This window comes from Breoghania sp. JC706, assembly GCF_037026715.1.
Taxonomy (GTDB): domain Bacteria; phylum Pseudomonadota; class Alphaproteobacteria; order Rhizobiales; family Stappiaceae; genus Breoghania.
Window position 1 is genome coordinate 14661 of the sequence record NZ_JBANCG010000002.1, and the last position, 25503, is coordinate 40163.

The 25503-nt window shown below is 65.8% G+C and carries 19 protein-coding genes; 12 read left to right on the forward strand and 7 right to left on the reverse strand.

Annotation, left to right across the window (positions count from 1 at the left end; genetic code table 11):
- Positions 1–287: 287 nt before the first annotated feature.
- A complete protein-coding gene (locus tag V2L18_RS03290) occupies positions 288–1259 on the reverse strand; it encodes a magnesium transporter CorA family protein (RefSeq protein WP_336176395.1) in 972 nt (323 codons plus the stop codon).
- Positions 1260–1876: 617 nt separating this feature from the next.
- On the opposite strand from V2L18_RS03290, the gene V2L18_RS03295 reads away from it, so the two are divergent.
- On the forward strand, positions 1877–2788 hold the full coding sequence (locus V2L18_RS03295; protein ID WP_336176396.1) for a LysR family transcriptional regulator: 912 nt from the start codon (positions 1877–1879) through the stop codon (positions 2786–2788).
- A 22-nt stretch (positions 2789–2810) separates the two neighbouring features.
- On the opposite strand, the gene ppk2 is transcribed toward V2L18_RS03295, so the two are convergent.
- Entirely contained in the window at positions 2811–3653 is an 843-nt protein-coding gene (gene ppk2, locus V2L18_RS03300; RefSeq protein ID WP_336176397.1) for a polyphosphate kinase 2, read from the reverse strand.
- Between the two features lie 302 nt (positions 3654–3955).
- On the opposite strand from ppk2, the gene V2L18_RS03305 reads away from it, so the two are divergent.
- From V2L18_RS03305 to phoB, 7 genes are all read left to right on the forward strand, one after another.
- Positions 3956–5425, forward strand: coding sequence for an ATP-binding protein (locus tag V2L18_RS03305; protein WP_336176398.1), 1470 nt, complete (start codon positions 3956–3958; stop codon positions 5423–5425).
- Between the two features lie 1082 nt (positions 5426–6507).
- Complete coding sequence (locus V2L18_RS03310) at positions 6508–7500, forward strand: substrate-binding domain-containing protein (RefSeq protein WP_336176988.1); 993 nt, start codon at positions 6508–6510, stop codon at positions 7498–7500.
- Positions 7501–7599: 99 nt separating this feature from the next.
- Positions 7600–9087 carry a phosphate ABC transporter permease subunit PstC gene (gene pstC / locus V2L18_RS03315; protein WP_336176399.1) on the forward strand — a complete coding sequence of 496 codons (1488 nt, stop codon included), beginning with the start codon at positions 7600–7602 and terminating at the stop codon, positions 9085–9087.
- 5 nt (positions 9088–9092) lie between these two features.
- Positions 9093–10415 carry a phosphate ABC transporter permease PstA gene (gene pstA / locus V2L18_RS03320; RefSeq protein WP_336176989.1) on the forward strand — a complete coding sequence of 441 codons (1323 nt, stop codon included), beginning with the start codon at positions 9093–9095 and terminating at the stop codon, positions 10413–10415.
- A gap of 107 nt (positions 10416–10522) precedes the next feature.
- A complete protein-coding gene (gene pstB / locus V2L18_RS03325) occupies positions 10523–11320 on the forward strand; it encodes a phosphate ABC transporter ATP-binding protein PstB (RefSeq protein WP_336176990.1) in 798 nt (265 codons plus the stop codon).
- A gap of 49 nt (positions 11321–11369) precedes the next feature.
- Complete coding sequence (gene phoU / locus V2L18_RS03330; protein ID WP_336176400.1) at positions 11370–12089, forward strand: phosphate signaling complex protein PhoU; 720 nt, start codon at positions 11370–11372, stop codon at positions 12087–12089.
- Positions 12090–12130: 41 nt separating this feature from the next.
- Complete coding sequence (gene phoB, locus V2L18_RS03335; RefSeq protein ID WP_336176401.1) at positions 12131–12829, forward strand: phosphate regulon transcriptional regulator PhoB; 699 nt, start codon at positions 12131–12133, stop codon at positions 12827–12829.
- 307 nt (positions 12830–13136) lie between these two features.
- Here the strand turns inward: phoB and V2L18_RS03340 are convergent, their stop codons facing one another.
- On the reverse strand, positions 13137–13655 hold the full coding sequence (locus tag V2L18_RS03340) for a GcrA family cell cycle regulator (RefSeq protein WP_336176402.1): 519 nt from the start codon (positions 13653–13655) through the stop codon (positions 13137–13139).
- A gap of 367 nt (positions 13656–14022) precedes the next feature.
- On the opposite strand from V2L18_RS03340, the gene V2L18_RS03345 reads away from it, so the two are divergent.
- Genes V2L18_RS03345 through V2L18_RS03355 form a run of 3 tightly spaced genes read left to right on the forward strand, consistent with a single transcriptional unit; the run spans position 14023 to position 17182 of the window.
- Positions 14023–15222: an aspartate aminotransferase family protein gene (locus tag V2L18_RS03345; RefSeq protein ID WP_336176403.1), complete on the forward strand. Its 1200-nt coding sequence runs from the start codon at positions 14023–14025 to the stop codon at positions 15220–15222.
- Positions 15219–16160: an ornithine carbamoyltransferase gene (gene argF, locus V2L18_RS03350; protein WP_336176404.1), complete on the forward strand. Its 942-nt coding sequence runs from the start codon at positions 15219–15221 to the stop codon at positions 16158–16160. Before V2L18_RS03345 ends, argF begins: the two co-directional genes overlap by 4 nt.
- On the forward strand, positions 16157–17182 hold the full coding sequence (locus tag V2L18_RS03355; protein ID WP_336176405.1) for an Hsp33 family molecular chaperone: 1026 nt from the start codon (positions 16157–16159) through the stop codon (positions 17180–17182). Before argF ends, V2L18_RS03355 begins: the two co-directional genes overlap by 4 nt.
- A gap of 218 nt (positions 17183–17400) precedes the next feature.
- Here the strand turns inward: V2L18_RS03355 and V2L18_RS03360 are convergent, their stop codons facing one another.
- The 3 genes from V2L18_RS03360 to V2L18_RS03370 all read right to left on the reverse strand — a co-directional run bounded on the left by V2L18_RS03360 (position 17401) and on the right by V2L18_RS03370 (position 23252).
- Positions 17401–20787 carry an efflux RND transporter permease subunit gene (locus V2L18_RS03360; RefSeq protein WP_336176406.1) on the reverse strand — a complete coding sequence of 1129 codons (3387 nt, stop codon included), beginning with the start codon at positions 20785–20787 and terminating at the stop codon, positions 17401–17403.
- Complete coding sequence (locus V2L18_RS03365) at positions 20784–22241, reverse strand: HlyD family efflux transporter periplasmic adaptor subunit (RefSeq protein ID WP_336176407.1); 1458 nt, start codon at positions 22239–22241, stop codon at positions 20784–20786. Before V2L18_RS03365 ends, V2L18_RS03360 begins: the two co-directional genes overlap by 4 nt.
- 366 nt (positions 22242–22607) lie before the next feature.
- A complete protein-coding gene (locus V2L18_RS03370; RefSeq protein ID WP_336176408.1) occupies positions 22608–23252 on the reverse strand; it encodes an alpha/beta family hydrolase in 645 nt (214 codons plus the stop codon).
- Between the two features lie 379 nt (positions 23253–23631).
- Here V2L18_RS03370 and V2L18_RS03375 point away from each other — a divergent pair, with 379 nt between their 5' ends.
- A complete protein-coding gene (locus V2L18_RS03375) occupies positions 23632–24420 on the forward strand; it encodes a sterol desaturase family protein (RefSeq protein ID WP_336176991.1) in 789 nt (262 codons plus the stop codon).
- Here V2L18_RS03375 and V2L18_RS03380 read toward each other — a convergent pair.
- The gene (locus V2L18_RS03380) at positions 24407–25336 is read right to left on the reverse strand and encodes a transporter substrate-binding domain-containing protein (protein WP_336176409.1); all 930 of its coding nucleotides are present in this window, start codon (positions 25334–25336) and stop codon (positions 24407–24409) included. The genes V2L18_RS03375 and V2L18_RS03380 overlap by 14 nt on opposite strands.
- Positions 25337–25503 lie beyond the last annotated feature (167 nt).

Consider the following 25503-nt stretch of genomic DNA (forward strand, 5'->3'; position numbering starts at 1 on the left):
GCCCCAGCGCAATTTGTCATGTTTTCTAGGGATTAAAGACAAGCCGCACGAGGCTGTAAAGCCATCCGTTGGACGGTGTCCGGGTTTGCAAAGCGGAGCGCAGGCATTTGCGCGGCGGCCCATCCTTCGAGACGGCGCTGACGCGCCTCCTCAGGATGACGTTATCCGTGTCGCTGATGTCTTCAGAACCTACAACACGACAACGTCATCCTGAGGAGCGCTCGAAAGAGCGCATCTCGAAGGATGGGCGACAGGCTCCCGTTTCGCCGATGACTTGCTGCCGACGCCTAGAGCCACCGTTTCCAGCGGAAGAAACTCCAGGTCCCCACGGCGGAGGCGACCATGGCGAGCACCGCGAGCGGATAGCCCAGCTTCCAGTGGAGCTCCGGCATCAGGTCAAAGTTCATTCCGTAGAGCGAGGCGATCAGCGTCGGCGGCATGAACACGACCGCCAGAACCGAGAAGATCTTGATGGTTTGGTTCTGCTGCAGGTTGACCAGGCCGAGGGTTGCCTCCAGCAGGAAGCTGACCTTGTTGTCGAGCGAGGCGGCGAATTCGTAGAGCGAGCGCGCGTCCCGCATGAGCGACTTGATCTGCGCCTTGTCGGAATTCGAAAGCGAGAGCTTTTTCTCGCGCGTGCTCAGGAACTGGAAAAGCCGTGACAGGCTCACCAGGCTCTCGTGGATCTTGGAAAGCTTGGTGCCGAGCCGGCCGAGGCCGCGGATGATCTCCTCGTAGTCGCGCACCGGTTCGCCCGGCTTCTGCGTGTCGAAGATCTCGCGCGACAGCCTGTCCGCGTCCGCACCCGCGAATTCCAGAACGTCGGCGATCCGGTCGACGATGGCGTCCAGCACGACGATCAGCGTCGCCTTGCCCTCCTGCGCCTCCGGTCCCGCCTTGATCGCGCGCTGGCGGGCGATGGTGAAGGCCGTTGGATCGTCGTAGCGCACGGTCACGAGCCGTGTGTCCTTGAGGATGAAGGTCACGACCGTCGTCTCAGGTCGCCCGGTCTGCGCCCCGCACAGGATCGTCGCGGACATGAACAGCGCGCCGTCCTCCTCGTAGAGCCGGCTCGACTGCTCGATCTCCACCCGTTCCTCGTGCGTGGGCACGTCGACGCCGAAATACGCCTCGACGGCGGCCTCCTCGCCCGGGTTCGGGCGGTTCATGTCGATCCAGACCAGATCGTCCGGCAGCGTCTGCGGCGGGGGATCGAGGGGGGCGAGCCCGCCCGGACCGGGGACATAGACCGTGATCAAGAGACACCCTCTCGGCTTTTGGGGCGCGCCCCGGCTTGCGTTGAAACGCTTCGCAGGCCGCAAGGTTGCGTTGTCATCGGCGGCACCGCTCGGCAAGACCCCCGCCGAACCGCGGTTGAACTCCGGTCCAATCGGACCGGGCCCGGCGAGGCTGGCACACGATGCATTGCCCGGCATCGATCCGCAATGCCCGTCGCCGTGGCGCCGGCCGCCGCCGCCGGCTGACCAACCGGGCGCAAGGAAACTCCAAGAAACAAGGCAGAAAAAAGAAAATGCCCGGTCGCTCCGCAGGTGTCAGAGGAGGTTCTTGCCTTTGTGTGGTTCTCGGATAGTCTGCGGTTGAAAGATTTGTTAAATGTCGATTGCAGCGTGCATCGGCGAAATTTGTCCGTACATCTGAAACAGACGAGGTGGCCGGCTCATGAAAATATCAGGCGGGGAAAGATACCGTAGAGAGAACAAAATAAACCAATTTTTCAAAGAATCATTTGATCTATGAATTTGATATGCAAATTATTTCACGGGGGCATGCCCGGGGCGGGCGGGCCGGCCGGTAGGGATGCCGTCCGGATTCATTGAAAACATGAACCTGTGTCGAACCGTCCGGAACTGAAACCATGCCGCTAACCTACGCCCAGATACGCACCTTCAATGCCGTGGTGCGTGAAGGCAGCTTCACGGCTGCCGCGCGCGAACTCGGCGTCTCCCAGCCGGCCGTGACGGCCCAGATCAAGGCGATCGAGGAGACCTACGACGTCCAGCTCTTCGAGCGTTCCTCCAAGAAGCTGGTTTCCACCGAACTCGCGCGCGCGCTCTTTGCCACCACCGAGCGGGTGGATGATGTGGAGCGGGACGCGGAGGAGATCCTGACCACGCTGCACGGCCTGGAACGGGGCGAACTGCGCGTGATCGCCAATACCTCCTCCGCCATGGTCGAAATCCTTGCGCGGTTTGCCCGGCTTTATCCCGGCGTGCGGATCACCGTGCGCAACGCCGAGGACGCCGGCGTCATCCAGGCGATCGACGAACGCAAGGCGGATGTCGGCGTGATGACCAACGCGCCGCGCGGCGAGCGTTTCGTGACCGTTCCCTTCCGCCGTCACCGGCTCACCGCGCTGGTGCCGCGCGATCACCGGTTCGCCGTGCGCGACGAGATCCGGCTGGCGGACCTGGTGAACGAGCCGATGGTGTACCGCATGGCCGATTCGGGCAGCCACCGCGCCTTTTCCGATGCGCTGCTCGGCCATCGTCTGTCGATCGACCCGGTACTGGTGGTGGAAACGCGCGAGGCGATGCTGACGGCGGTCTCCGCAGGGATCGGCATCGGCATCATGTTCGAGGGCACGACCGTGTCCGTCGACAGCATCGTGCACGTCCCGATCGCGGAGATCCCGAACCCCGTGATCGAGGATGTCTTCTGCCTCAGGCTCCATTCCCGCCGCCGCTCCATCGCCGCGTTCCTGTCCATTGCCCGGGAACTGGCCGATATCGATCCCGTCGGCCGCGTCGAGGAGCGGTCGCCGGTGTGACGGTGCTCCTGCGTGACCCGGTCTATTCGTTCTCGCCGCTCAGCAGATCCGGCGTCGTGGCGAGAATGAGCGGGTCGATCGTGCCGATGGCGTCCCAGTCCTTGTCCTCATAGTCGATGTGGGTCAGCACGTAGCGCATGGCGCTGAGGCGGGCGCGGCGCTTGTCGTTGGCGCGCACGATGGTCCAGGGCGTGCCGGCCGTGTGTGAGCGGGCGAACATCCGGTCGCGCGCGGCGGTGTACTCTTCCCATTTGGTCAACGCAGCAACGTCGATCGGCGAGAGCTTCCAGATCTTCAGCGGGTCGTGGCGGCGGTCGTGGAAGCGCTTCAGCTGCATCTCGCGGCCGATGTTCAGCCAGATCTTGAAGAGAATGAGCCCGCCGTCGACCAGCATCTGCTCGAATCTCGGAACCTCGTCCAGAAACGCCTCGCTCTGTTCGCGCGTGCAAAAGCCGTTGACCCGTTCCACCACGGCGCGGTTGTACCAGGAGCGGTCGAACAGCACGATCTCGCCGGCCGTGGGAAGCTCCGTCACATAGCGCTGAAAGTACCATTGCCCGCGTTCCGTATCGCTCGGCTTGGCCAGCGCCACGGCGCGCGCGAAACGCGGGTTCATGTTCTGAAGGAAGGTGAAGATCGTGCCGCCCTTGCCGGCGGCGTCGCGGCCTTCGAAGATGACGACGATTCGCCGGCCGTCCGCGCGCACGGAACGCTGCGCCTTGACCAGTTCGATCTGCAGCGCCCTGAGCTTCTTTTCGTAGACGCCGCGCCGCATCTTGCTCGGGTAGGGATAGCCGCCCGATTGCATCGCGGCCTTGCGGATTTCCTTCGGCAGAACCGGATCTTCCAGATCGAAATCGTCCATCGGTGCGGGGTCTCTTTGCTGTGTCGCAGTCTGTGCTGCCCGGTTGTCATTGCGGCTCCGCGATCCGGCCGCAGCTTCGGCCCGCGCCTTTCGCCCGTGTCGGGCGCGGTCGTCGTCGTGCGGCTGTCACAGGCCGCATGCTATCAGCGCCCTTCATGCGCCGATACGTCACAATCGCCGGTCTTCTGTCGAGCGGCGATATCCGTTCCGCTTGACGCCTCCTTTCGGGAACCCGTTTCGTCCGAAAGACGTCGGCGCGCGGTTCTGGCTATCGGCGGGAAAAACGGTAAAGCTGTTTGACGATGAGCGATACCACACGCATCACGCCGGAGCGGTCCGGCCAGGGGCCTGCAGAAGGCCCCCGACACCCGGCCGGCGCCAACGGCTTCGACAACCGCCCCGGCCCGCCGCCGGGGGCGGATGCCGGCGCCTATGCTGGCCCCGACACGACGGCCGAGCGGCTGGGCGACCTGATCGGCGTCTCGCCGATGCGCCGGCTCGTAGCGCTGCGCTGGCTGCTGTTTGCCATTGCCGCCATGCTGGCCGCAGCCGTCGTCGTTCATCAGGTGCCCGCCTGGCATGCCGTCCTTGCCTTTCTCGTCGTGGTCGTCCTCGGCGCCACCCTGCCGCAGCGCCGCGTGACGTCGCTTGCGGTCGGCCGCATCCAGGCCGGCGCAGCCGCCTGGCCGGACACCGGCATGAAGGTCGCGGTCGACGCGCTCGCCCAGCCTTGCTTCATCGTCGATCGGCGCGGCATCACGCGCTATGTCAACCAGGTCGCGGGCCGGCAGTTTCCCGCCGTCAGGCCCGGCGATCCGCTCTCCTTCGGTCTGCGTCCGCCAGCACTTCTGGAGGCGCTGGACCGGGTGGCCGGCGGTGGTCCGGCCGAGCGCATCTCCTGGGCGGAGAAGGTGCCGACCGAATCCTGGTTCGAGGCCTATATCGCGCCGGTGCGCCTGCCGGCGGCCCAGAAGCCGGGGCACAAGGGGGGCGGCCTGCGGCCCGATTTCGTGCTGGTCTCGGTGCTGGACCTGACCGAGCAGCACCGGCTGGAGCGCATGCGCGCCGATTTCGTCGCCAATGCCAGCCACGAATTGCGCACCCCGCTCGCCTCGCTCACCGGGTTCATCGAGACCCTTCAGGGCGCTGCGCGGGACGATCCGGCCGCCCGCGAGCGGTTTCTGGCGATCATGCTGGAACAGGCGAGCCGCATGGGCCGCCTGATCGACGATCTGCTGTCGCTGTCGCGCATCGAGCTGAAGGTCAACGTGCGCCCCGATGCCCGGGTCGAGCTGGGCGAGGTCGTGGGCAATGTGGTGGACGCCCTGTCGCCGCTGGCGCGCGAGCTGGAGGTGGAGCTGGAAACCGATCTCCCGGACGAGGCGATGACCGTGGTGGGAGAGCGCGACGAACTGGTCCAGGTCCTCGGCAACCTCGCGGAGAACGCGCTGAAATACGGCTCGTCCGGCGGGCGCGTCCTGATTTCCTGCGAGAAACGGCCCGTTGGACAAAGCGGGGCGGAATGGCGTCTTTCCGTGCGCGACTGGGGGGCGGGCATTCCGGCCGAACACCTGCCGCGCCTGACGGAACGCTTCTACCGCGTCGATGCAACGGCGAGCCGTCAGATGAAGGGCACCGGCCTCGGCCTCGCCATCGTCAAGCACATCCTCAACCGCCACCGCGCGCGGCTGGAGGTGCAGAGCGCACCGGGCGAGGGCGCGACTTTCACCGTCTGCATCCGCGCCGCCGAGGAGCGGGGCGCGGCGGAGTAGGCGGCAGAGAAGGGCAGGGTGCGCCCCACGGCAGCGCGCGCGTGCGCGTCTCGGCCGCAGTCGTTACCGTTCGTTCGTCGCTGGAAGCCCGAATTTCCGCTCCGCGCAGTTCTCCCCTGCCATTGATGCCATCGACTTTGTTTTGGCAAGCGTGGAAACCGGGGGCCCAGCCACACACGCGATGTCATTCCCGCGCAGGCGGGAATCCAGCATTCCAGAGGCGTTGGCGGTTTGTGCGCCAAGTCCGAAATCCTGTGGTTACTGGGTCCCCGCCTTCGCGGGGACGACATCGAGCGTGTGGTTATTCCGCGAAACCACCTGGCCCGTTTCCCGATGTCCCTCTTGTCTCCGCACATATGGCCATGACGGGCATCGTGCACACGGCGGAAGCCGGAGAACCCGATTCCCGCGTCTCAGCCAAGGCGATCGCGCGGGAGGGGGCGGACGGGCAGGGGAGAACCGTCGTGAATTGTTGCAGCCGCCGTTGCGCTCCTTGTTTGTGTCTAATATAATATAATAAAATCAATAATTTATACTGTCACAGAACTGATACCGAAGTGTCATATGAGTCACATACAGCGTGACTAGGTTCGGCGCGCATCCGGAGAGACGCCATGAGGAATACCACGTGGCGCGGATGGGCGGATGTTCCGCTTCCCTCGCTGTCGAGCGGGCGGAGCAATCGTCCGGGGAAATGTCAGGTGACGAAAGCGACCTTCGATGACGAACCGTCTTGCCATGCTCCTTGTTGCCGTGCCTTCGCCGGCGCGGAAGGGGACTGGACCGGTCGTCCTGGGGCCGTCTTGTCCGATTGGATGAAGAGCTGAACAAATTCAACGGAGTATCGGTGTCATTCCACCGTTACATCGTCTTCCTAAGAACGGAGTCGTCCACGCATGGGAGGGCTTCGAAAGATTGGAGCGACATCTGGTCGGGCGCTTCGGGCGTCGGGCCGCAGACAGGCTTCCTGACACGCAAGAACCGCATTCTCATCGACGTGAACCCGAATTCTCTTCGACATGAAACCATGGAGAACACCCGTGAAATCCATCCGTCTTGCTAGCGTTGCCGCCGGTGCGCTGATGATTGCCGCCACTGGCGCCCAGGCCCGCGATCAGGTCCAGATCGCCGGTTCCTCGACCGTCCTGCCCTACGCCAAGATCGTTGCCGAGAACTTCGGCGAGACCTTCCCGGATTTCCCGACGCCGGTCGTCGAGTCGGGCGGCTCCTCCGCTGGCCTGAAGGAATTCTGCAAGGGCGTCGGCGAGAACACCATCGACATCGCCAATGCCTCGCGCCGCATCAAGCCGAGCGAAGTCGAGGCCTGCAAGGCCAACGGTGTTTCCGAGATCGAGGAAATCCGCATCGGCTATGACGGCATCGTCTTCGCCTCCGACATCAACGGCCCGGACTTCGCCCTGGAGCCGGTCGATCTCTACAAGGCTCTGGCGGCCAAGGTCGTCGTCGACGGCAAGCTCGTCGACAACCCCTACAAGACCTGGAACGAAGTGAACCCGGCTTTCCCGAAGTGGAACATCGCCGCCTACATCCCGGGCGAGAAGCACGGCACGCGTGAAGTCTTCGAAGAGAAGGTTCTGGAAGCCGGCTGTGAAGCCGCTGGCGATCTGGAAGCCCGCGTGAAGGCCGGCATGGACAAGAAGGCCGCCTCCAAGGACTGCATGGCTGTCCGCAAGGACGGCGCCGCGGTCGACATCGACGGCGACTACACCGAGACGCTGGCCCGCATCGACGCCAACAAGCAGGGCATGGGCGTGTTCGGCCTGTCCTTCTACGAGAACAACGCCGACAAGCTGAAGGTCGCCACCATGTCGGGCGTGACCCCGTCGGTCGAGACCATCGCCGCCGGCGAGTACCCGGTTTCCCGCCCGCTGCAGTTTTACGTCAAGAAGGCGCACCTCGGCGTGATCCCGGGCCTGAAGGAATATGTCGAGTTCTTCATCTCCGACCAGATGATCGGCCCCGACAGCCCGCTCGCCAACTACGGCCTCGTCCCGGCTCCCGATGCCGAGCGTGACGCCGTGCGCAAGGCTTTCGAATCGGGCAAGACCCTCTAAGGTCCTGCCCCGGGAGCGCGGCACCCGCCGCGCTCCTTCCTTCCCGTCCGGCGCTTGCGCCGGCACGCCTTTTCTCCCTGCGGGTCACATGGGATTGAGATGAGTACCACGACCATCCTGTCGATCGTTCTGGTCCTGGCCGTGGTGGCCTATGTCCTGGGCCGCGCTACCGCAAAGAGGCGTGCCGCCGCCAGCGGCATCAAGCTCCACTCCCGCGAAGGCTACTACGGCTCCTTCGCGCTTCTGTGGACCATCGTTCCCTCGCTGATCCTGCTCGCCGTCTGGCTGGTGGTCAGCCCCCTTGTCGTCGACGAGGCGGTGCGCGAGAGCTTTCCCGAACACGTGAAGGCCGAGACCGCGGCCACCCAGAGCCTCGCCATGGGCATGGTGGAATCGGTCGCGCGCGGCCTGCGCCGGCTCGACGAGACCGAGATGACCCGGGTCAAGATGGGCTTTTCCGCCCTGCGCCCGGTGCTCGCCTCCAAGGGCGTCGCGCTCGCCGGCGACGGCGAGGATTACATGGTCGACGCCGCCATCCGGCTGAACGCGTGGAACGACGCCAGCCGGCTGTGGATGACGATCTGCGTCCTTGGTCTTGCGCTCGCCGGCCTCGCCTATGCCCAGTGGCGGATCCGGCCCGAGGTGAGGGCGCGCAATTCGGTGGAGCGCGCAGTCCTCATCGCGCTCATCAGCGCCTCGGCCATCGCCATCCTCACCACCATCGGCATCGTCCTGTCGATGCTGTCGGAAACGATCTCCTTCTTCCGCTCCGTGCCGCCGCTGGAATTCTTCTTCGGTACCGTTTGGGATCCGCGTTTTGCCGCCACCGTCGGTACCACGTCGAGCGACGGCCAGTTCGGCCTGATCCCGCTTCTCGCCGGCACCGTCTACATCGCGCTGGTGGCCATGCTCTTCGCCGTGCCGATCGGCCTCTTCGCCGCCACCTATCTCGCCGAATACGCCGGCTCGAAGTTCCGTGCGGTCGCCAAGCCGCTGATCGAGGTTCTGGCCGGCATCCCCACCATCGTCTACGGCTTCTTCGCGCTCGTCACCGTCGGCCCCTTCCTGCGCGATCTGTCGGCCGACATCGCCGGCATCGCCACCGGCAATGCCACCGGCTTCATCCAGGCCCAGAGCGTTCTGACAGCCGGCATCGTCATGGGGATCATGCTCATCCCCTTCGTCTCCTCGCTGTCAGACGACATCATCACCGCCGTGCCGCGCGCGATGCGCGACGGCTCGCTCGGCCTTGGCGCGACGCGTTCGGAGACGATGCGCAAGGTGATCTTGCCCGCCGCGCTGCCCGGCATCGTCGGCGCGCTGCTGCTCACCGCCTCGCGCGCCATCGGCGAGACGATGATCGTGGTGCTGGCCGCCGGCGTCGCCGCCCGCCTCACCATCAACCCGTTTGAGCCGATGACCACGGTGACGGTCAAGATCGTCAACCAGCTCACGGGTGATCTTGAATTCAACTCGCCGCAGACCCTTGTCGCCTTCGCGCTCGGTCTGACACTGTTCTTCATCACGCTGGGCCTCAACATCTATGCCCTTTACATCGTGCGCAAATACCGGGAGCAGTACGAATGACGGACATGACCGTTAGCGGATCGGCCCCGGAGGCAACGCAAATGCCCGAAAAGCGCGTCTGGCGCGACATCGGCATCAAGCGCCGCTACGCCGCGGAGCGCCGGTTCAAGGCCTATGGCCTGGGCGCCGTGCTCGTCGGTCTGGTGTGCCTGGGGATGCTGCTCGTCTCCGTCGTCTCCAAGGGCTACACGGCGTTCCTGCAAACCTCGATCCAGCTCGACATCACCTTCGACAAGAAGGTGATCGACCCGCAGGGCCAGGCGGCCACCAACGACCGCGTGCTGCTGATGGCGAACTATCCCGTCCTCGCCACCCGGGCGCTCGCCAAGGTGCTCGGCGTCGACGAGAGCGACCGCAAGCTGCGCCGCGACCTGTCCGGCATGATCTCCAACGGCGTGCGCACCCAGCTTCGCGACATGGTGCTCGCCGATCCCTCGATCATCGGCAAGACGCGCAGCGTCTGGGTGCTGGCCGCAGCCGACGTGGACTCCGCCTACAAGGGACAGATCGACCTCTCCGTCGATCAGGCGCGCCGCAAGGTCGATGACCAACAGGTCGCCTGGATGAACAAGCTCGCCGGCGAGGGCATCCTGAAAGGCCGCTTCAACACCGGCATCTTCGTCAACGGCGCCTCCAGCCGGCCGGAGACGGCGGGCATGGGCGTGGCGATGATCGGCTCCATGTACATGATGGCGATCGTGCTGGTGCTGGCGCTGCCGATCGGCGTCGCCGCCTCCATCTATCTGGAGGAATTCGCGCCGAAGAACCGCTGGACCGACCTCATCGAGGTCAACATCAACAATCTGGCGGCGGTGCCCTCCATCGTCTTCGGCCTGCTGGGGCTTGCCGTCTTCATCAACTTCATGCACCTGCCGCGCTCCGCCTCGCTGGTCGGCGGCCTGGTGCTGACGCTGATGACGCTGCCCACCATCATCATCGCCACGCGCGCCGCGCTGAAGGCGGTGCCGCCCTCGATCCGCGCCGCCGCGCTCGGCATCGGCGCCTCCAAGATGCAGATGGTCTTCCATCACGTGCTGCCGCTTGCCGCCCCCGGCATCCTGACCGGCACCATCATCGGCCTCGCCCAGGCGTTGGGCGAGACCGCGCCGCTGCTGCTGATCGGCATGGTCGCCTTCGTCGCCGACTATCCGGCGACGCCGATGGATCCGGCCACCGCTCTTCCCGTCCAGATCTACATGTGGGCGAACGAGGCCGAACGCGCCTTCGTGGAGCGCACCTCCGGCGCGATCATCATTCTTTTGATGTTCCTGGCCGTCATGAACATCACCGCGATCATCCTGCGCCGCAGGTTCGAGCGCCGCTGGTAGCGGGCCGCGCCGGGCGAGAAACGGATTTGCGAGACCGTGCCGTCCGGCGCCTGCCGGCGGCACGGGAAACCGCCGAAAGGGTTTTGACAATGAGCGATGCAATGGAAATGACGGGCGATACCGCCGCGGCCTCCGCCGCCGCCGGCAATCCCGTCATGATGCGCGGGCGCGATGTCTGTGTCTTCTACGGCGAAAAGCAAGCGCTCTTCGGCGTCGATCTCGACGTGCGCGCCAACGAGGTCACCGCACTGATCGGCCCGTCGGGCTGCGGCAAGTCGACCTTCCTGCGCTGCCTCAACCGCATGAACGACACCATCGAGGGCTGCCGGGTGACCGGCAAGATCACCCTTCAGGGGGCCGACATCTACGATCCCAAGGTGGACGTGGTGGAACTGCGCGCCTCCGTCGGCATGGTCTTCCAGAAGCCGAACCCTTTCCCGAAGTCGATCTTCGAGAACATCGCCTACGGTCCCCGCATCCACGGTCTTGCCAAGAACAAGACCGAGATGGAGGAGATCGTGGTGACCAGCCTGCAGAAGGCGGGACTGTTTGAGGAGGTCAAGGACCGGCTCGACGAGCCCGGCACCGGTCTTTCCGGCGGCCAGCAGCAGCGCCTGTGCATCGCCCGCGCCATCGCCGTCAGCCCCGAGGTCATCCTCATGGACGAGCCGTGCTCCGCGCTCGATCCCATCGCCACCGCGCGCGTGGAGGAACTGATCGACGAGCTGCGTGAGAACTACACCATCGTCATCGTCACCCACTCCATGCAGCAGGCCGCCCGCGTCTCCCAGCGCACCGCCTTCTTCCACCTCGGCAATCTGGTCGAGGAAGGCCCGACGGACGATATCTTCACCAGTCCGCAGGACAAGCGCACGCAGGATTACATCACCGGTCGCTTCGGATGACGCCACGGCGATCCGCGCCGGACCGTCATTCGTACGAGAGGAAACAAGAATGTCCGAACATATCGTCACCGCGTTCGACCAGGATCTGAAGCAGCTTGCTGGCAAGATCGCCGAGATGGGCGGTCTGGCGGAGACAATCGTCAACGACGCCATCACCGCGCTGATGCGCATGGATGGCGAGCTTGCGCAGGCCGTGATCCAGGCCGACCGTCGCCTCGATGCGCTGCAGTTCCACATCGAGGACCAGGCCGTCCTGATGATCGCCCGCCGCCAGCCGATGGCCGGCGACCTGCGCCAGATCGTGGCGGCCATGCGCACCTGCAACGAGCTGGAGCGCGTCGGCGATCTCGCCAAGAACATCGCCAAGCGCGTCATCGCCATCGGCGGCGAACTGCGCTCCAAGAAGCTGGCGATCGGCGTGGAGCACATGGCCGAACTCGCCATGGTGCAGCTCAAGACCGTGCTCGACGCCTACATGCAGAGCGATGCGGAAACCGCCAAGGCGGTGCGCGAGCGTGACGAGGAGATCGACCGTCTCTACACCTCGCTGTTCCGCGAGCTCTTGACCTACATGATGGAAGATCCGCGCAACATCACCTTCTGCGCGCACCTCCTGTTCTGCGCCAAGAACATCGAACGCATTGGCGATCACGCAACCAACATCGCCGAGAACGTCCACTACATGATTACCGGCCAGCAGCTCACCGACGAGCGCCCGCGCACGGACGAAATCGACATCGCGGCCGTCGACGGCGACAATGACGACTGACACGTCCGACGGTTAATCGAGAGAGGCTGGAGACGCTTGGAATGCCGAAGGTCCTGATCGTAGAGGATGAGGAACCGCTCAGACTGCTTCTGCAATACAATCTGGAAGCGGAAGGGTACGCGGTGGAGACCTGCGCACGCGGGGACGACGCCGAGGTGATGCTGCGCGAGGCGCAGCCCGATCTGCTGCTGCTCGACTGGATGCTGCCGGGCCTGTCCGGCATCGAGCTGTGCCGGCGGCTCAGGGCGCGCGAGGAATCGAGCCGTTTGCCGATCATCCTGCTCACCGCGCGCGGCGAGGAGGCGGAACGCATTCGCGGGCTTTCGACCGGCGCCGACGACTACGTCGTCAAGCCGTTCTCCATTCCCGAACTGATCGCCCGCGTCGGGGCCATCCTGCGTCGCTCCAAGCCGGGGGTGGTCTCCTCCCAGTTGCGCTCCGGCGATATCGAGCTCGACCGCGAGACCCGCCGCGTCTACCGCTCCGGCCGCGAGATCCATCTGGGCCCGACGGAGTTCCGCCTGCTGGAATTCCTGATGCAGGCGCCGGGCCGCGTCTTCTCCCGCGAGCAGCTTCTTGACGGGGTGTGGGGCCACGACGTCTATGTCGACGAGCGCACGGTGGACGTCCATGTCGGCCGTCTGCGCAAGGCGATCAACCGCGGCAAGGTGAAGGACCCGATCCGCACCGTGCGCGGCTCCGGCTACGCCTTCAACGACCAGTTCGCGGTGGCCTCGTAAGGGGGGACGCGTGGCGCATGGCGCGAGCTCGGCCGGTCTTGTGATCGGCCGCATTTCACAATTTCTCTTCCGTCATCACCCGGCGCAGTCCGGGTGATCCAGCGCCCTCCATGCATGCTGCAGCCGGAGATGGATTGCCCGGACAAAGCCGGGCAATGACGGAGGAAATTCCTGATTTGGAAACCGAACCTTGGAAGGTGCGCGGCGGCGGCGTGCGTCAATTCCCCCGCCAATTACCGGCCCAAAAAAGAAAACGGCCGCCCGGGGGCGACCGTTTCTCTGAAAATCGTCTGTCGAAGCCGAAACCTTATCCGCGGGCGCGCTTGTCGCGGCGGCGGTCGTTCATCGGCTGGTAGGCGATCCGGCAATGGTGCGGGCAGTAGGGGACGCCCGGCTCCGAATTGCGGCCGCAGAAATAGAAATCGTCGGTGCTCGGGTCGCCGATCGGCCACTTGCAGGTGCGCTCGTTGAGCTGCAGGATCGTGGCCCGCTGCTCCTGGGGAATGACGAGCTCGGCCACCGGGGCCGGCTGCGTCGCCACCGCCGCGACAGGCGCCGCTTCCGTCTTCAGAGCCGTCGCGCCGATCGTGCGCGGTGCCGCCGGCGCCGCCGGGCGGGCGGGCGCCGCCGTCGTCGCGGGACGCGTGCGGCGCGGCTTGGCCGGGGCCGCGGCGGTCTTGGCGCGCCCGGAAAGACCCAGACGGTGAACCTTGCCGATGACGGCATTTCGTGTAACGCCACCGAGTTCGGTGGCGATTTGACTTGCGCTCAAGCCTTCTGACCATAGCCTCTTCAGAAGGTCGACGCGTTCGGTTGTCCAAGACATTAGATAACAACTCCGCCGGATAGCCGCTTCTCAACGGATATACTTCATACTCAGGCGCCGGTTGGCGTCTGTCAGAATTAACAGATTGGTTGCGAACCCGGTCCGCCGCACGAGATATCGTGTCTGAGTGGGCGAACAATACAATATGGCGGAAAGCGCCTGCAACCCTGAGGGACGTAAAAACGGCGGAAATCCGTAGTTTTCCCCAGATTAGCAGGGGCGACATTTCGCCATTTTCGAGCAAAGCAGATGGTCAAGCTTTGCATTGACACTCCCGCGCCACGACGGTGTATATAGAGCCTTCGCTGTCGTGCCGCCACATTGGCGGCACGCTTTGTTTTTGGCCCTCATTTTTGGGGATCGGACGATGAGTTCGTCGGCACTTTTTGGAACGTACGCGCGTAGTGAGCTGGCCTTCGTGAAGGGCGAGGGTTGCTGGCTGGAGACGTCCGACGGCCGACGATTCCTCGATTTCGCCGCCGGCATCGCCGTGAACTCTCTGGGACATGCCCACCCCCATCTCGTCACTGTTCTGCAGGAACAGGCGGCGAAACTGTGGCACGTCTCAAATCTGTACACGGTTCCGGGCCAGCAACGGCTCGGCGAGCGGCTTTGCGAGGCGACATTCGCCGACCGGGTCTTCTTCACCAATTCCGGTGCGGAGGCGATGGAGGCCTGCATCAAGACCGCGCGCCGCTACCAGTATGCCAACGGCTCGCCGGAGCGCTACGGCATCATCACCTTCGAGGGCGCCTTCCACGGCCGCACGCTGGCGACGATCGCCGCCGGTGGCCAGGCCAAGTATCTGGAAGGCTTCGGTCCCAAGGCGCCGGGCTTCACCCAGGTGCCCTTCGGCGACCTCGATGCGCTCAAGGCGGCCATCGACGAGACGACGGCCGCGATCCTGATCGAGCCGATCCAGGGCGAGGGCGGCATCCGTCCGGTGCCGCACGAGTTCCTGCGTTCGCTGCGCGCCCTGTGCGATGCGCACGGCCTCTTGCTGATCTTCGACGAGGTCCAGACGGGCGTTGGCCGCACGGGCAAGTTCTTCGCGCACGAATGGTCGGGCATCACGCCGGATCTGATGGGCATCGCCAAGGGCATCGGCGGTGGCTTCCCGATGGGCGCCTGCCTTGCCACCGAAGAGGCGTCCGCCTGCATGGTGCCGGGCACGCACGGAACGACGTTCGGCGGCAACCCGCTCGCCATGGCGGTGGGCAACGCCGTGCTCGATGTCGTGCTGGCCGATGGCTTCATCGACGGGGTGGCGCGCAAGGGCCTGGCGCTCAAGCAGAAGATCGCGTCCGTCATCGATGCGCACCCGCATGTCTACGAGGCGGTTCGCGGCGAGGGGCTGATGCTGGGTATCAAGTGCCGCGCGCCTGTGGGCGACGTGGTCGCCGCCGGTCGTGCGAACGGCCTGCTGTCGGTTCCCGCGGGCGACAACGTGGTGCGCCTGCTGCCGCCGCTGACGGTCAGCGAAGAGGACATGGATGAGGCGGTGAGCCGTCTCGATGCCGCCGCCGCGGCGGTGGAGGGCGCTATCGCGAAGGAGACGAGCGCGTGAAAAAGAACGGCGCAACACGCGATTTTCTGGACCTCAGCGCGGTCCCTGCCGCGGAACTGAAGGCGATCCTCGCCGAGGCTGTGCGCCTGAAGGGCGTGCGCAACGGCGCGCATCGCGGCCAGGGTCCGCTCGCCGGCAAGGTGCTGGCGATGATCTTCGAGCAGCCCTCCACGCGCACCCGCATCTCCTTCGATGTGGGCATGCGCGAGCTTGGCGGCGAACCGCTGATGCTGACCGGGCACGAGATGCAGCTCGGCCGTGGCGAGAGCATTCCCGACACCGCGCGCGTGCTCTCGCGCTTCGTCGACGCCATCATGATCCGTATACTGTCGCATGAGGATCTGCTGGAGCTCGCCGAATACGCCACGGTTCCGGTGATCAACGGGCTGACCAAGGTCTCCCATCCCTGCCAGCTCATGGCCGACCTCATGACCTACGAGGAGCACAAGGGCTCCATCGCCGGCAAGCGGGTCGCCTGGGTGGGGGATTCCAACAACGTGCTGCATTCCTGGATGCAGGCGGCCGAACGCTTCGACTTCCAGCTCCGCGTCGCCACGCCGCCGGAACTGGCGCCCGACATGGCGCAGGTGGAGAAGATCCGCTCCGCCGGCGCCGACATCGTGCTGACCAACGATGCGGACGAGGCCGTGGAGGCCGCCGACTGCGTCGTCACCGATTGCTGGGTCTCCATGGGCGACGACGAGGAGGAGGCGACCCGCCACAACCTCCTGAAAGCCTATCAGGTCAATGCGCGGCTGATGGAAAAGGCCGCGCGCGACGCCATATTCATGCACTGCCTGCCCGCCCACCGCGGCGAGGAGGTGACGGACGAGGTCATGGACGGCCCGCAGTCCGTTGTCTTCGACGAGGCGGAAAACCGGCTGCACGCCCAGAAGGGCGTGCTTGCCTGGTGCCTGGGAGCGATACCGAACTCATGACGTCCGAAAGACAAGCCGCAACGGACGCGGGACCGATCGATCTGGCCGGCGACGACGCGGTGCTGCCGTTTTCCGTCGAGCCGCTCGACGTGCGCGGTCGCGTCGTCTACCTGGGCGACACGGTCGACGCGATCCTGCAGCGCCACGCCTACCCGCCGGCCGTCTCGCGTCTGCTCGGCGAGGCCATCGTGCTCACCGCGCTGCTCGGCACCTCTTTGAAATTCGAGGGGCGTTTCATTCTGCAGACGCAGACCAACGGGCCCGTCTCCATGCTGGTGGTCGATTTCGAGACGCCCGACGCCATCCGTGCCTGCGCGAAATTCAAGGACGAGGCGGTGGCGGAGGCGGTCGCCGCCGGCCGCGCTTCGCCGAGCGAGCTTCTGGGCACCGGCACGCTCGCCATGACCATCGATCAGGGCCGACACATGAACCGCTACCAGGGCGTCGTGGCGCTCGACGGCGGCTCGCTGGAGGATGTCGCGCACCAGTATTTCGCGCAATCGGAACAGATCCCGACGCGGGTTCGCCTCGCCGTCGGCGAGGTGCTGGAACGCCGCGCGGGCGAGACGCCGAGCCACGCCTGGCGGGCCGGCGGCCTCATCGTGCAGTTCTTGCCCGAAAGCCCGGAGCGCATGCGCAAGCCGGACCTGCACCCCGGCGATGTGCCCGAAGACGTCGACCTGCCGTCCGGCGAGGAGGACGATGCCTGGGTGGAGGCGCAGGTTCTCGTCGATACCATCAAGGACGTGGAACTGACCGATCCGGCCATGGCCGCGGAACGGCTTCTCATCCGGCTCTTCCACGAGCGCGGCGTGCGCGTCTTCGACCCCACCCCGCTCCACGACCGCTGCCGCTGCTCGCACGAGCGCGTCGGCGAGATGCTGCGCGGCTTCTCCGCCGACGACATCGACCACATGACGGTCAACGGTGAGATCGAGGTGACCTGCGAGTTCTGCAACTCCACCTACCACTTCGACCCGGCCGAATTCGAAGGCGCGTCCGACGGGGACGACAGGCCGTAGGGCCGGATTCCCGTTTTTGCTGCGGCCCATCCTTCGAGACGGCCCTGTCGGGCCTCCTCAGGATGACGTTGTCGTGTTGATGTTTCATCGAAGGCATCAATAAACACAACGTCATCCTGAGGAGCCCGCGCCAGCGGGCGTCTCGAAGGATGGGCTACAGCACGAAGACCCGCGCCCCGCTTCTCCCCGATCGTGAAACCATCCACGGCGCGTGCGCCTCACTCCGCCGGAGCCGCCCCTCTGCCGCCGTGGCCATAAATCCCGCGATAGGTCGCGCGGATGTCGCCGCCGATGCCGAGAAGTGCTGGGATCAGGAACAGCACCAGCAGCGTCGCCACCGCCAAGCCGAAGACGATGGTCACCGCCATCGGCAGCAGGAACTTCGCCTGGATCGAGGTCTCGAACAGAAGCGGCGTCAGCCCGCCGATGGTCGTGAGCGAGGTCAGCAGCACTGCGCGCAGACGGTCCTGGCTGGCGCCGACCGCCGCCTCCATCATTCCCTCGCCGCCGTCCCGACGTTCGTCGAAGCGCGAGACGAGGATGATTGAATCGTTGACCAGAATGCCGGAGAGGCCAAGCAGGCTGATCAGCGACAGGATGGTGAGCTGGAAGCCGAAGATGTAGTGGCCGAAGACCGCGCCGACGATGCCGAAGGGAATGATCGCCATCACCGCGAGCGGCGAGAAGTAGCTGGCGAAGACCCAGGCGAGGATCAGGTAGATCGCCCCCAGCGCGATCAGCGTGCCGAGCTGCAAATCGGTGAAGGACTCCGCCCGTTCCTCCTGCCGGCCCGAAAAGCGGTAGTCGAGCCCGTGCCGGGCGGCGATTTCAGCGAGAGGACCGGCATCGAGCCGTGCGACGATGGCGGCGTTGGAGGTGACCTCGTAATCGACGTCAGCGGTGACGGAGACGGTGGCCTTGCCATCGCGCCTGAGGATGGTGGAGAAACCCTGCCGGTCTGTCAGCGTCACCACCTCGCCGAGCGGCACGTATTCGCCCGAAGGCGCGCGCAGCGCGAGATTGCGCAGGCTGCCGGCGCCAAGGGCGTCGTCCTGCCCCTGACGCACGCGCAGGGTCACTTCCTCGTCGCCGTCGGCGAAGCGGCGGGCGATTGCGCCCTCAAACGCGTTGCGGATCTGGCGGCCGACCGAATTCACGGTGAAGCCCAGCGCCTTGCCGCGCGAGGTCAGCTCCATCACCAGTTCCGGCTTGCCGTAGGGCAGATCGTCGGCAACGCCGCTCACGCCCGGAAATCCGGTCAGCAACTTCTGCACCTCAAGCGAGGCCGCCTTCAGCGCCACCGGCTCGCCGCCGCGAAGCCGGATGTCGAGATCGCGTCCCGGAGGCCCGCCGCGACGCTCGTAGATTGCAACCCGCTCGATGCCGGCGATGTCGGGGATCGCCTGACGCCACGCCTTGACGATCTCGGGCGTGCGGATGCTGCGGACCTCGGAATCGGTGAGCTGCACGTCGATGCCGGCGACATTGTCGCCCTGGTTGCGGCCCGCCTCGCCGAGCGTGACATAGGAGGCGACGACGAGATCCTGCGGCGCCTCGCGCGTCAGCCGCGCTTCCGCCGTGCGCAGCGCCTGCTCGATGCGTGCCAGCGCCGCCACCGCCTCCTCCTCCGGAATGCCGGCGTTGAAGTGGACCGTGGCGCGGATGTTCTCCGCTTCCGGCGAGGAGAAGAACACGAAGCCGACCCGCCCGCCCGCCAGGAAGCCGGCCGCCACGATCAGCGTGGCCACCGCGAAGGCGACGGTGACATAGCGCCAGCGGAAGGCGAGCGTGACGAAGGCGCGGAACGGCCCGTCGCGAAACCCGGAAAAGCCGCCGTCGAGCCGGCGCCTGAGCCACGATGGCTCGGCCGTCTCGTCGCCCTTGCCGTTGCGGTCGAGCAACTGCAGGCCGGCCTCGATCGCACCCGCGATGACGAAGGCGACCGCGACGACGAGCAGATCGAAGGGCAAGGCGCCGAGGCCCGCGCGCATATCCCGGCAGAGGCCCGCGAGCCCGTCGAGCGCCGGCGTGACCTCGATGTCGGGACGCAGCGACAGGCCGATGACGAACAGCGCCATCGCGCCTGCCAGAATGCCGTGCCGCCACCAGTGCCAGCGCCGGCGCGGGGAGGGGCGCAGCGAATGGGCGAGATGGCCCGGCAGCACCGTGAAGCACTCGACGAGACTGGCGACGATGACGGCGATCACGACGAGCGGCATGGCCGACATGATCTGCCCGATGGCACCGCGCACCAGAAAGATCGGCGCGAACGCCGCGACGGTGGTGAGGCTGGCGGCAACGACCGGCGCGATCATCCGCCCGGCGCCGACCTCCGCCGCGATATCGGGCGGGTCGCCCAGTGCAAAACGCGTCGCGGTGTGCTCGCCCACCACGATGGCGTCGTCGACGATGACGCCGAGCATCATGATCAGCGCGAACAGCGACATCATGTTGATGGTCTGGCCCGACATCCACATGATGCCGAGCGTCGCCATGGTGGCCACCGGAATGCCGGCGGCTACCCACAGCGCGATGCGGGCATTGAGGAAGATATAGAGAACGAGGACGACGAGGATCAGCCCGGACAGGCCGTTGCGCACGAGAAGCCCGATGCGGGCCTTGAGCGCGTCGGAGCGGATCTCGTACTCCACGATCTTCAGCGTCGGCGGCAGTTGCGGGCGGATCTCGGCCAGATAGTCGTCGAGGATCTTCGCCGTCTTCAGGCTGTCGGCCGAGGCCGGGCGCTCGATGGTGAGCTCGATCGCGCGCTGGCCGTCGGAAAAGCCGCGCACCGCATCCGTGTCGAATTCGCGCGTCACCGTCCCGACATCGCGGATGCGCACCTTCTCGCCGGTGGCATAGGTCTTGATGTCGATGCGGCCGATATCTTCCGGCGCGGTGCCGGGCGCCACGGTGCGGATCTGCCGTTCAACCCCGCCCTCCACGTTGCCCGAGGGCAGGTCGCGCGTGTTGGCGGCGACCCGGTCGGCGACGTCGGCGACCGTCATGTCGAGGCGGCGCAACTCGCGCTCGGGCAGCCGGGCGACGTATTCCTCCGAGCGCAGGCCGGAAAACGATACGCGGTCGATGCCCCGGTCGATCAGGTCGTCGCGGATGCGGCGGGCGAAATCCTTCAAGGAGCGTTCGGGAAAATCGCCGGTGAGGGCGATGCGGGCGACCCGGTCGTACCATTGCCGGTAGCTCACCGTGGGCGTCTCCGCGTCTTCGGGAAGGGTGGTGACCGTCTTGACGGCCTGCTCCACGTCGGAGAGCGCCTTGCGCATCTCTGCCCCCTCGACGAATTCCAGATGGAAGCTGCCGACGCCCTCGCGCGCATAGGAGATGATCTCGTCAAGCCCGTCGATGAAGCGCACCTCCGGCTCGATCGCCTGGAGGATGTTCGCCTCCACGTCCTCCGCGCTGGCTCCGGGCCATTCGACGGTGATGGAGATGCGGTTGGTCTCGACCGTGGGGAAGAACTGGGTGTTGAGCTGGACGAGGCCGTAGGCCCCGAACAGGATCATCATCGCCATCACCAGATTGGCGGCATTGGGATGGCGGACGAAGAAGCCGGCCACGCTGGTGGCGCTGTCGAGCCGCTTCACGAGGGGGCCCCCTCGGGCTTGGGGGCGGCCGTGGTGGTGTTTCCGGGCTTGGGATTGCCGGGTGCCGACAGTCCGGGAGCGGCGCCCTCCGGCGGGCCGCGGTCGCGCGGCATGGCGCCTTCCTCGCGCACCAGCAGGCCGTTGCCGACCTCGGAAATCTGCGTCGCCAGCACCGTTTCGCCGTCGGTAATGTCGCCGCGCACGATGACATCGCTGCCGTCATAGGCGATCACGTCCACGTCGCGGCGGTTCAGCCGGTCGTCGATCACGGCATAGATGTGTTTGCCGCCGTAGAGCGCGGTTTCGGGCAGGCGCGCGACGCCGCGATAGAGCTTGTCGGGCACCTTCAGTTCCACGAAGGCGCCGGGGCGCAGCGGAACCTCGGCGCCGGCGCGAGCGATACGGGCATAGACATCGACGCCGCCGCGTTCAGACGCCACATCCGCGCCGACGCGCACGACCTCGGCCGGATAGCTCACCGGCTCGTTGCCGATGGTCCACACGACCTCGACCTTTCGGCCGAACAGCGTCCCGCTTTCTCCCAGAAGCCGGCCGTACTGGTTGTCCGACAGCGTGAAGCGGGCCTCCAGCGCGTTTCGGTCGTAGAGGACGGCGACGACGTCGTTGACGTTGACGAGGCGTCCGACCTCGGCGGCCTCGGAGCGCACGACCGCGTCGAAGGGCGCCTTCAGTGTGGTGTCGGCGAGCGCCTGTTCCGCCTCCTGAAGCTTCCACTCCAGCCGCTCGATGGCGGCCTTCTGCTGCTCCACGCGCGCTTCCTGGACGGCGAGCGCGGAGCGGCGCTGGTCGAGCTGCTGGCGGCGCTGGGAGACGATGAGGCCGCGGTCGTCGATCGTACGTTCGGTGGCCGAGCCACGCTCCAGAAGCTGGCGGCCGCGCTCCAGATCGCGTTCGGCGAAGGCGAGCTGCTCGCGTGCGAAATCCACATTGGCGCGCTCAAGCTCCAGCCCGCCCTCCGCCTCGATGAGCTTCGCCCGCGCTTCAGCCAGATTGGCCTTGGCCTCCACAACCGCGCCCTCGTAGGCGAAGCGGTCGATCTCCACCAGGTTGTCGCCCGCATCCACGGCCGCGCCCGCCTGAAGATTGTCGCTGACCTTCACCACCTTGCCGGCGACCAGCGCGCGCAGATCGACCGTGCGCGCCGCCATCACCTCGCCGTAGAGCGACAGCATCGGCCGCTCGTCGGAGATGACGGCGGGAACGGTGCGCACGACATAGACCTGTTCGCGCGGCGGGCGGGACGGGATGCTCTCTCGGGTCTCCACCAGATGAAAATAGGCGAAGACCGCGCCGGCCAGGATGCCGCCGGCGATCGCCGTCTGCAGAACGGCGCGTGCGACGGTGGCCACCGGTCGGGCCGGAGCGCCACCGGGCCGCGCGCCGGCTTCCGCCTCGCCCGAACTGCCGGCCTCGGTCTCGATCGATTTCAGCACGCCTCGCCTTCTCCCAATCCGTCGCGCGATCCCGCATTTATGCCCGAAAACGCGTGCGGCGCACACCGCCATTTACGTAGGCGTACAATGCATCGGAATCAGGGCGGGATGGATTAAATTTACGTAAGGGAGGAAAGGGCGTGCCGGGCCGTTTCCGGTCCGGCGGCATCGGATCGCGGGGCTCTCAGCTCGTGGCCCATCCTTCGAGACGGCGCTGGCGCACCTCCTCAGGATGACGTTGTGTTTGTTGATGATTTCTTCAATATACCAACATGGACAACGTCATCCTGAGGAGGCCGCATAGCGGCCGTCTCGAAGGATGGGCCACACGCACAAACACCCGCTTCCCTCCAACCGCGTTTCGACCTATCCGGCGATCCTCTCCGCAAACTGCCGCACGGCATCGGCCGCGATCCTCAGGTTGCCGTCCCATGTCGCCGGCGAGGCGCCGCGCGGGGCGAGGTCGTGGCTGCCGTCCTCCATCACGATCACCTCGATCGCCTCCGGCAGACCGTAGCCCGCAACCTCGTCGCGATTGCCGAAGGGATCGCGCTCCCCTTGCGCGATCAGGCAGGGCAGCGGCAGTGCCAGCAGAGGTTCCAGCCTCGTGTCCTCCGGCTTTGCAGGCGGGTGGAACGGGTAGCCGAGACACACCACGCCCGCCACATGCGCATCGAGCGCCGGATCGCCAGCCGCCATCGCCGCCACGCGTCCGCCGAGCGATTTTCCGCCTATCAGCAGCGGCCCCTGCGCCTCGTCCGCGATCTGAGAAATCGCCGCGAGATAGGCATCGATCAGCTTGTCGGCGCGCGGCGGCGGCCGCTTCTTGCCGGTCACCCGGCGATCGGCCATGTAGGGAAACTCGAAGCGCGCGACCGCGATGCCCTGCCGGGCCGCGAATGCCGCGAACTTCTCCATGAAGGGAGAATCCATCGGCGCGCCGGAGCCGTGCGCCAGCAACAGGGTCGCCACCGGGGCCGTGTCGGGCCGGGTCCAGAGAAAGTCGGTCATGTCGCCTGTCCTTGCGCAGGGAAGGTCCTGGCGCGGGGGAATCGCGCGCTCGTGACTTGCATGTGGCCCGCGCACGTGGCCATCGTCAACGCTCGGGAGAGGGCCGAAGCAAGCGGCCCATCCTTCGAGACGCCCGCTGGCGCGGGCTCCTCAGGATGACGTTGAGTGTGTTGGGCGCTCCTTCGAAAGAGCAACAAACATAACGTCATCCTGAGGAGGCCTGAAAGGCCGTCTCGAAGGATGGGCCCATTGCTTCAGTCCCCGAATTCCAGACCGGAATTCCACTCTTCGAACACGCACCGGTACCTGACGTGGGAGACACCGCCGCTTGAGCGAACTGACCATCCGGCTTTCCATCTTCGCCGCAATCTTCGCAGGCATGGCGCTGTTCGAGCTGCTGGCCCCGCGCCGTCCCTTGCGCTACGGGCGCGGCCGGCGCTGGGTGACCAATCTGGCGATCGTCGTCATCGATTCAGCGATCCTGCGCATCGTCTTCCCGATGGCCGCCGTGGGCGCCGCGCTGTGGGCGCAGGCACGCGGCTACGGGCTCTTTCCAGCCCTCGGCGTGCCGCCGCTTGTCGGCGGCGTCATCGCCTTCGTGGTGCTGGATTTTGCGGTCTGGCTGGAACATCTCGTTTCCCACAAGGTGCCCCTCCTGTGGCGCATCCACCGCATGCACCATGCCGATCCGGACATCGACCTGACGACGGCGCTGCGCTTCCATCCGCTGGAAATCCTCATTTCCATGGTGTGGAAGGCGGGCGTCGTCGTGGCGCTGGGCGCGCCGGCGCTGGCCGTGCTGGTGTTCGAGGCGGTGCTGAACGGCGGGGCGATGTTCAACCATTCCAACGTCCGCCTGCCGCGCTGGCTTGATGCTGTGCTCAGGCCCGTCATCGTCACGCCCGACATGCACCGCGTCCACCATTCCGTCATCGTCCGCGAGACGGATTCCAACTACGGCTTCAACTTTTCGTTCTGGGACCGGCTCTTTCGCACCTACGTGGCAGAGCCTTCGCGCGGCCACGAGGGCATGACGATCGGGCTTTCCGCGTTCCAGAGCGCGGAGCCCACCGGCATCGTCTGGTCGCTGGCGCTGCCCTTTCGCGCGAATGTTGCCGATGGCGACGAACGTGAAGAGGCGCCGGCCAAGTCGCTCAATAGAAGCTGATCGGGAAGTAGCGCAGGTAAAGCTCGCCGAAGCGGCCGTCATCGTTCACCTGCTGCAGCGCGTAGTTGATCGCGGCGCGCAGGTCCTCGCTTTTCGCCCTCAGCGCGATCGTCAGCCCGTGGTCGAAATAGCCGGGTTCAAGCCACGGCCCGGGCGCGAACACGCAGCAATTGACCGAACTCGTTCCCTGCAGCCAGTAGCTCAAGGCCAGTCCGTCGCCAAAATGCGCATCCACCTCGCCGCGCCGCAGCGCGTCGCGCGCCTTCTGTTCGTCGGGATAGGTGGCGACGCGGCTGTCGGGAAAGAACGTTTTCAGGAAATCCGCATGGGCGGTGTCCGCCGCGACCGAGATCCACTTGCCCTGCATCGTCTCCGGCAGAAGCGGCTGTTCGGTCGCATCTTCCTTCCGCACGACGAAACGCGCGGGCAACTTCAGGTAGGGGGCTGAATAGATCACCGGAACCTCGGCGCCTCCCTTCGCACCTGCCTGCGCGCCGGGCTCCAGCCCCGCGATCACAGCATCGCCTTCGCCCGCGGCGAGTGATTGCAGCAGGTTCTCGAACGGCTCTACCTTGAGCGTGCAGATCGCCTCCAGCTCGTCGCAGATCGCGCGCGCCAGATCGACGTTGAAACCCGTCAGCCGGCCGGCGGGATCGCGGAAGACGAAGGGCGGGAAGTCGTCGCTTGCGAGAAAGCGGATGGTGCGCTGGATCTCTGTCGGCTTGTCGAGGCGCACGCGCGCATCCCAGAAATTGGGGATGACGGGTGCGTCGGGAGGTGCGCGAAAGACCGGGGCTGCCGTGGCGCCGGGCGTGCCCGTATCCTTCGCCGGATCACCTTCCGCCGCCCTCGGGCTATCGACAGTAACTGTCAGGAATGATACTAGGGTAAGTACCAATATTCCAATAAGTCTCATTTAAGAAGAAACTCATTCATTGTGCTGTTAAAGATCCTCGGGCGGCATTTCTTCGCTGCGTGATCTTTCCTTTCAGGATGGATCATACCGCATCGCGATCATCGCCCTGGACCTGCCCCGCCGACCCGCGTCCGCCACTCGTGAGCGGACCTTAATTTATTGCGGGG

Coding starts and splice junctions, on each gene's coding strand:
- phoU (WP_336176400.1), top strand. CDS start 11,370: ATGTCCGAACATATCGTCACCGCGTTCGACCAGGATCTGAAGCAGCTT.
- V2L18_RS03345 (WP_336176403.1), top strand. CDS start 14,023: ATGAGTTCGTCGGCACTTTTTGGAACGTACGCGCGTAGTGAGCTGGCC.
- pstC (WP_336176399.1), top strand. CDS start 7,600: ATGAGTACCACGACCATCCTGTCGATCGTTCTGGTCCTGGCCGTGGTG.
- V2L18_RS03310 (WP_336176988.1), top strand. CDS start 6,508: ATGATTGCCGCCACTGGCGCCCAGGCCCGCGATCAGGTCCAGATCGCC.
- V2L18_RS03340 (WP_336176402.1), bottom strand. CDS start 13,655: ATGTCTTGGACAACCGAACGCGTCGACCTTCTGAAGAGGCTATGGTCA.
- V2L18_RS03355 (WP_336176405.1), top strand. CDS start 16,157: ATGACGTCCGAAAGACAAGCCGCAACGGACGCGGGACCGATCGATCTG.
- V2L18_RS03305 (WP_336176398.1), top strand. CDS start 3,956: ATGAGCGATACCACACGCATCACGCCGGAGCGGTCCGGCCAGGGGCCT.
- phoB (WP_336176401.1), top strand. CDS start 12,131: ATGCCGAAGGTCCTGATCGTAGAGGATGAGGAACCGCTCAGACTGCTT.
- ppk2 (WP_336176397.1), bottom strand. CDS start 3,653: ATGGACGATTTCGATCTGGAAGATCCGGTTCTGCCGAAGGAAATCCGC.
- V2L18_RS03380 (WP_336176409.1), bottom strand. CDS start 25,336: ATGAGACTTATTGGAATATTGGTACTTACCCTAGTATCATTCCTGACA.
- V2L18_RS03370 (WP_336176408.1), bottom strand. CDS start 23,252: ATGACCGACTTTCTCTGGACCCGGCCCGACACGGCCCCGGTGGCGACC.
- V2L18_RS03375 (WP_336176991.1), top strand. CDS start 23,632: ATGGCGCTGTTCGAGCTGCTGGCCCCGCGCCGTCCCTTGCGCTACGGG.
- V2L18_RS03295 (WP_336176396.1), top strand. CDS start 1,877: ATGCCGCTAACCTACGCCCAGATACGCACCTTCAATGCCGTGGTGCGT.
- pstA (WP_336176989.1), top strand. CDS start 9,093: ATGACCGTTAGCGGATCGGCCCCGGAGGCAACGCAAATGCCCGAAAAG.
- pstB (WP_336176990.1), top strand. CDS start 10,523: ATGACGGGCGATACCGCCGCGGCCTCCGCCGCCGCCGGCAATCCCGTC.